The sequence below is a fragment of the Fluviicola sp. genome (assembly GCF_030151805.1).
GTDB lineage: Bacteria > Bacteroidota > Bacteroidia > Flavobacteriales_D > Crocinitomicaceae > Fluviicola.
This window is the reverse complement of sequence record NZ_JASLCN010000219.1, coordinates 1-7,041: the sequence shown is the minus strand read 5'-3', so window position 1 is coordinate 7,041 and position 7,041 is coordinate 1. Positions and strand designations below refer to the sequence as shown.

Below are 7,041 nucleotides of genomic sequence, written 5' to 3'. Positions count from 1 at the left end.
TTGTTTGTATCATAAGTTTAAAATTTAAAGTTCCTCAAATCTGCTCTAATTAATCTCAATAACCTATTTTTTCCGGCGGGGGTTTCCCCGGATTCTTCCGGGAAAATTCCCATGAGCCAATCCGCAATCAATTTCAAAAGAAAATGAATCAACCGGATGTAACTTACCTCTCATTTTCTGCGTCATATCAACGGTTGAAATCAACTGGTTGATCCGATTTCGAAAAAAAAAACGCACTTGCATGCAGCGAAAACAGGTTTTTAGTCTCTATTAAAAAACATCTTAAACTATTTCATATGAAAAGAAGACTTTTAACCCCTCTTGCTGCATCAGCAGCCATTGCTTTGCTGATACTTTCCTGCAAAAAGGAAAATCCGACAAAACCCGTTAATAAAAGCACAGAAGATTCTCCTTGTTCATTCTGTTTCGGAGAATCACTGGAATTAAATGACAGCTTAATAGCAAGTACCAATTATGTACATCAAACTACGTTCTGGAAAAACGGACAGGAAACCGGTCCGAACCAGGTCAATCGCACCACTCCTCTGGGCGTTTACGGATACATGGGCGGTGTTTCCCTGGTTTTCAACAGTGCAAATACACTGTCGTGTACCTCCAACAAAGTCACGTTTGTTCATGCTCGTGTTACCAGCAATACCAACAATATTCCGGCATTGGTGAATGTGCAATTTCCGGGAACACCGATCATTTCTACTATTCCGGATTCCCTGCAATACTATTTGACTCCTTATGGCTATACCGTGGAAAAATACTTTCAACCGGGAATCGTGTGGATGAGCGATATTCCGGGAAGCATATCAACCGGTGTAGTAGATTCTATTATTATTCGCGGGCCTGAATTCGAAGTAGTAACAATCGGAGCCGACCTGTTTGAATCCGAGTTGCGCAGTATTTGCGTGGCACATGAATAAACAGACAATTCTATTTTTTCAGAGGGAGCCCATGTTTCGCTTCCTCTTTTTTGCTTGTTAATTGAAATTCACTTCCATCCATACGGCTATTGAATCTTTTCGTGCTTCCGGATCTCCGGAGGCATTCCGCTATGTCTATGACATCCTTTCACCCAAGCTTTACTACGTGTGTTTGCGTTATTTGAAAAGCGAAGCCGATGCCCAGGATGTGTTGCAGGAAACATTTGTTATTGCCTACCGCAAAATAGATTCGTTCAACGGACAAGGCAGTTTTGAAGGTTGGATGCGTCGCATTGCCGTAAACAATTGCCTGGCCAAACTGCGCATAAACAAAAAGGAGTTTGTGGAAAGCATTGAAACAAATCAGTATCAAATTCCGGAAGAGGAGGAACATTCTGCGGAAAAAGAAGAAACCGCAGCAAATTTGCTGCGGGCTTTGAAGGAGCTCCCGGATGGTTACCGCACGATCATCAACCTGGCTGTTCTGGAAGATTATTCTCACCGCGAAATCAGTGAACTGCTTCACATTTCCGAAAGCACCTCCCGATCTCAGCTGGCAAGAGCAAAGACCGCATTGAAACTTAAACTGGCACAATTATGAAGAACAAGGAATACAATCCATTGGACCGGCTTCTGAAAGAACGGTTAGCAGAAGGAACGAAGGCTGTTCCGGACTTCGTATGGGACAGAATTGAGAACGAACTTTTTCCAAAAAGGAAAAGACGCTTTTTCTTCTGGTGGTTCTTTGGCGGAATCTGCATGCTGCTATCAGGTGTTCTTTTTATGGTCGTTTTTTCCGGCGGATCGGCTTCTTCACAAGTTAACAATCACAAGGTTTCGGGAGCACTCAAACACACTTCCGGGCTCACAGCCGGTGACGGCCAATCCAAACCGGAGAAAAGAACTTTCATTCTTTCAGGCAATTACCGGAAAGCGTCCTCTTTTTCGAAATCACGCCACCAACCCAATCTTTCCCAATCGGTCAATGCCAGTCATAAACACCAAAGATCGGGTGTTAAACTGTTTTCCGGGCGTCACATTTCTTCAAATCCGGTTTTATCCGTTCAGCATTCAAACACCGCTTTCGAAAAATCCGGATCCGGGCAAACAATTCTGACTCAAACTCCTGATTTTTTACCTGTAAACGCCGATTCTTTATCGAAAAACGCTGCTTTATCAAAAGAAGTATTAAAAACCGATTCTTCCGGAAGTTCGGCGCTTTCCTATGCGGAAATTATTGCTTTGTTGGAGCGGGATTTTCCAGCGATCAAAGAACCGGAGGCCATTAAGAAAAATTCAAAATCGGTGTTCTCACTGGGTGTTTATTCCGGACTTTCCTTATTCAATACCGCTACCTTTAAAGATTACTTCACTTCCGGACAACTCAGCAAGCGTTCTTTTGCTTCTTCCGGTTTTGAATTGGGATTGCAGGGGAAACTCTACACCGGAAAACGTTTTGGCATTTACGCCGGACTGGCTTTCAATCAAAAGCAAACCCAGTTTATGTATGATCTTGCCATCACCGAATCGGATTATTTCTCATACATCGCAACCGGGGAGAAAATACCTTTGCAAAACATCCGGGATGACGGATCAAACAGTTGTTTTCTTGCAAAGGATGTTTCTGCATTGATCCGGATGCGGTCAACGATTCTCTCTGTAGGAACAACTGTTGAATTGTTCAGAACCAAGCTGTTCAGCGTTTCGGCAGATTTTCGTTTATCCGGAAATATCCGGTCCGATCTCACCTTAAAGAAAGTAAGTGTATTGGATATTCCGCAGCCAAACTCCGAGCGTTTCAGCTATCTTCAACCAGGCATCGGAATCCAACTGAATTACCGCCTGAGTCCTCATATTTCGCTCGGATTTGCCCCTTCTTTCAGCAAACAATTCTACCTGAAACAATCATTCTCCCGCAAAATGGATGAAATCCTTGTTCCGATCTTTTTGACCGTTCATTTTTAATTCCTTTCCTCCTGATCAAAAGGATATTTGAAGCTAATCGCTGCCGGAAATACCTGTTTTTGAACGTCGAAAAACAGGTATTTCTACCCTGTTGTTCCTCAATGCTTTACCCTACCTTCGATTGAATCTTAATTATACTATTCATGAAACAACGAACATTACCTTTGCTAGGAGGATTAGCTGTTATCGGTGCATTGATACTAACCAATTGTGGCTCCGATCCGGAACCAACTGTTGCGCCAAAAGCTGATTACAACACGGCATCCTCACCCGATTCACTTTGCATTGTTAGTCCAAGCTGGTTTCCTCATGCTCAAACTCCTGCTCCTGCTGAAGGGAAAGGAAGTCCTTTTGATGATTCAAGTACGACCAACCAGATTTTTCACCAATGGTCCTGGAACAAATTCCTTTGGTTGACCAAGCCGGATAAAGGCGGAAATCCACTCTTTCTGAATACCTCAAAAGTGAGACAAATTACTTCAAACATGTTACCTGTTTCTGTTCCTGACAGTACTTTGGTTGTACTCCAGGATACGGCACAGGCGGGAAGTAGTGCGCTTCTGCAAACCAACCCCAGCTACAACAATGGAGTTGGCGGAAAGGTTTATTATTCGATTCATATGAATCCGCTGATGTATGATGCTGCAGTACTCTTTGCAGCAGGAATTAAAAAAGGAATCATTCCAGCAGGCAATAAAGAAGTGTTTCCGGTAGGATCTTTCGAACTAAAAGTTGCCTGGGTTCCGGTTTCAGCTATTCCTCAATCAAAACAATCGTTGTACTATACAACTACTGCTTCTCTTTCTACCAATGCCGGCAAGAGTTTTACAAAAACGAAAGTGGCTTTGATCGGAATGCACGTGGTGGGCATTGTTGAAAATCATCCGGAATTTATCTGGGCGACTTTTGAACACGACGACCTTTCTCCGGATTATGACTGGACGGCAAATTCTGCAAGTTCAGCTTCTGACCAGTTGTTGTTTAAGAAAGGTTCTGTTAGCGGTATCGGTGGAATTACATACAATTCAACTACTCAGCTGGGAAATCCTCCGAACCAGGTTTTTGATTTGTTCCAATACGGTATTCCCCGTAACAGCGATGGTACTTTTATGAACAATACTTCCCAATCTGAGCCTGCGGATTTTCAGAATGTTGACGGAATCAATCAATGTGTCAAATCTCAATTGGATGATGTTTGGAAAAATTACTTCTACAACGGATCCATCTGGTTGAATATGGACGGAACAACTCATGCACAACAAGCACAGATTATTGATAGTTTGAGTAATAATATGAGTAATTCAACGAAGGGAAGTTACGCCCGCGGTAGTCTCAACTGCGCCAATGTAACCATGGAAACCTTCACTCAGACTTTCGAAACTTCTATTGATTCGATTAATGTCAATAACCTGGTCAACTGTTTTACGTGTCACTCTTCGGCTAAATTTGGTTCGAAAGGCAAGATAACGTCACCGTTATATATCAGTCACGTCTTCCAGGATTACCTAAAACTACAACAAGGAAGTACTCCGAAACAAGTCGAACAGATCAAATCAGCTGAAGAACAGCGTATCATCAAATTGGTGAGGGCGAAATAAAGGACTTCAAATCAGATACAAATAAACAAAAAGCGCGGCTATTGATAGCCGCGCTTTTTGTTTCTCTCCGGCTTTCTTTTTCTTTAGCCTCCGAATACTCATTTTACATTTTTGAACAAATTCCCGTAAAGTAAAATGGCACAGAGACGGGACTCCGACCTCTATGCCATTTATACCACATTGTCACCGCTTAAAAACCCGTATAATTTCTTACACTTAATGGGTTTTGCACTACTCAGGAGGGTGATTTTCCCTGTTTTACGCAAGGGTTGTAGTAATTCGTAAAAAACTAAGATAATTGACCATTATTTGGCTACAAATATAAAAATAAACCATTAAGTTGCAAACTTAGTAGTTGTTTACTCAAAAGTTGTTTGCTTTTTGGTTGCTTTACTGTTGCTTTGTACTAATATGGACAAAGGAAAAGTGGCGGATAACAGCCAATTAAATAGTGATCAGGAGCTTATAGAATTGGGCCGAAGAATAAGAGCGCTTCGGATTTCCAAGGGTTATAAGAGTGCAGAAAAGTTTGCTTTGGACCATAATTTGTCACGCGTTCATTACGGGCGGTGGGAAGCAGGAAAAAAGAATATTACTTACAAAAGCCTGCTGGTATTGGCGCGGGCGCATGGAATGACTTTAGCGGAGTTTTTGGCAGTAGAGATTTAAGCGAATTTCAAGCATTTTTATTCTGATAAAGGGATTTATTCCACTAAAAATCATCCGGATAGATCTTGTTTCTGATGAAACCTCCTTCTCTGTGAGGCTTCACTGCTTTTTCGCGTCCGGATGTTTGTGATTTTGATCCTTCAGATTGAACTTTCCGTGCAGCAATTAGTCTTCTATTTTCAGGAGTATTTTGCTTACTCTTTTCTCAAAGTCCTTGGAGTATTTTGTCATCTGATCTTGCAGACAAAGTCTCAGCTCATTTTTCAGTTCGGGGTATTTCTCCGTGAGTTTGAACAGCACCAGGACGACTCTCGATTTGATTGTAACGTTTGTATCCGTCGATAGGAGCCACTGAAACAAGTATTCGATAGCTACTCCTTCATTTTCGATTGGGACGCCTGCAATGAGCCAAAATGATGCAAAGGACTGCTTATAGATCGGATTTAGCTGGTCACAGAAATTCCACAAAAAAGGAAGTTCGGACAACAACCTGTTTGGATCTGATAATCCGATCTCACTCAAGAGCCATAGAAAACGGGAAGCGACTTTCTGTTCGCATCTCAACAATCCGGAAAGGGTTTTCAAATCCACACCCTGTTCTATAATGGTAGTCACCCAAACTTTCCGGATTTCCATATTACTGGCAGGTAGAGAAGATTCCAGTTCCCTGTAAAATTCAGTACTTGAAAAATGTGCTTTCATTTTTGATGACTTGCGGATGGTTTGGAAAGGTAGGGAATTATGAAAGGAATTTGTTTCTAAATTCTCATCCTTCGTTCTTACACAGAAAGAAAACACTACAGAATGAGTGTGAGAAATCAGACCAGAGGGAAAGAAATATGAAGATCGAGGAAGACGTTTACGATATTGATTCTTTTTGAGCGCGTTTATTTTTCTCCAAAATCAGTTCATCCATTTTAGTGCGGAAAAGCTTTCTATTTTTTAAGTACTTTCCATGTATTGATTCCTCTTCGTAATAATCAATACAAAAATCCAGCTCATCGTTCGTCAATTCACCAGGTGCCTTGAATCTGGAATTTTCAAATGATTCATCATCTTCAAACTTCTCATTTTCCAGTTGTCTGATTCGTTCGATTGGTATTTCTTGATTTACTGAAACAATTTCGAATCTCGATTTGTCAAGCGTTTCTTTTTTAATGATTTTTAAATACTCAGCAACGATTCTCTCTTCTACCATGACTTTACCTGATCCGAATCTATGTCTATCAGACATATCTTTTTTCACGCCCGAAATCCAGTATTCTTTACCTGATTCGATATCATAGTAGTTACCCAGAATTCGATCTGAACCAATTCTTTGAAAAGCTTTTCCATCGAAATAGATTGTTTTCCCACTCTTTGAATAAGATATTAAACCAATCCATGCAGGTCCGCTATGACCCGATTTCAATTCTACGTACTTGATTTCTGACTTCATTTCGACAAGGAATGGTTAAACAAGACCAAAATAACAATTCTATCTCGTTGTTCTGAAAGAAAAAGCATTTTCAGAATGAGTGTGAGGAAGTTTTGAGGGAAAGAAAAAAGCGTAACCACTTTCGTAATTACGCTTTTTCTTTGTAGCAGGAATTCGTCCCGATAGCTATCTGGACGAACATACGACCTTCAAAAATTTTAGACATAAAAAAACGGTAACCAAAATTGATTACCGTTTTACTAGTAGCGGGGACACGACTTACCGACGATGATTTTCGGCGTTCCTTGAAAATAATGTCGGCATAAACTTCTCGTCGTGTCAAAAAAATGGACATAAAAAAAGGCTAATCTTTCGATTAACCTTTTCTTCTAAGTAGCGGGGACACGACTCGAACGTGCGACCTTCGGGTTATGAGCCCGACGAGCTACCAACTGCTCCA

The 7,041-nt window shown here is 41.2% G+C and carries 7 protein-coding genes; 5 read left to right on the top strand and 2 right to left on the bottom strand.

The window, feature by feature from the left end; all coding sequences use genetic code 11:
- Window positions 1-296: 296 nt before the first annotated feature.
- The 5 genes from Q1V93_RS08365 to Q1V93_RS08345 all read left to right on the top strand — a co-directional run bounded on the left by Q1V93_RS08365 (window position 297) and on the right by Q1V93_RS08345 (window position 5,164).
- A complete protein-coding gene (locus Q1V93_RS08365; RefSeq protein ID WP_300663696.1) occupies window positions 297-932 on the top strand; it encodes a hypothetical protein in 636 nt (211 codons plus the stop codon).
- Window positions 933-993: 61 nt separating this feature from the next.
- A complete protein-coding gene (locus tag Q1V93_RS08360; protein WP_300663694.1) occupies window positions 994-1,533 on the top strand; it encodes an RNA polymerase sigma factor in 540 nt (179 codons plus the stop codon).
- On the top strand, window positions 1,530-2,897 hold the full coding sequence (locus Q1V93_RS08355) for a hypothetical protein (RefSeq protein ID WP_300663692.1): 1,368 nt from the start codon (window positions 1,530-1,532) through the stop codon (window positions 2,895-2,897). Before Q1V93_RS08360 ends, Q1V93_RS08355 begins: the two co-directional genes overlap by 4 nt.
- Before the next feature lie 143 nt (window positions 2,898-3,040).
- Window positions 3,041-4,495, top strand: a complete 1,455-nt coding sequence (locus Q1V93_RS08350) for a hypothetical protein (protein ID WP_300663690.1) — start codon at window positions 3,041-3,043, stop codon at window positions 4,493-4,495.
- A gap of 411 nt (window positions 4,496-4,906) precedes the next feature.
- Complete coding sequence (locus Q1V93_RS08345) at window positions 4,907-5,164, top strand: helix-turn-helix transcriptional regulator (protein ID WP_300663688.1); 258 nt, start codon at window positions 4,907-4,909, stop codon at window positions 5,162-5,164.
- 165 nt (window positions 5,165-5,329) lie between these two features.
- On the opposite strand, the gene Q1V93_RS08340 is transcribed toward Q1V93_RS08345, so the two are convergent.
- Together Q1V93_RS08340 and Q1V93_RS08335 are read right to left on the bottom strand one after the other, a co-directional pair.
- The gene (locus Q1V93_RS08340) at window positions 5,330-5,866 is read right to left on the bottom strand and encodes a hypothetical protein (RefSeq protein ID WP_300663687.1); all 537 of its coding nucleotides are present in this window, start codon (window positions 5,864-5,866) and stop codon (window positions 5,330-5,332) included.
- 157 nt (window positions 5,867-6,023) lie between these two features.
- Entirely contained in the window at window positions 6,024-6,602 is a 579-nt protein-coding gene (locus Q1V93_RS08335) for a hypothetical protein (protein WP_300663685.1), read from the bottom strand.
- Window positions 6,603-7,041: the final 439 nt, after the last annotated feature.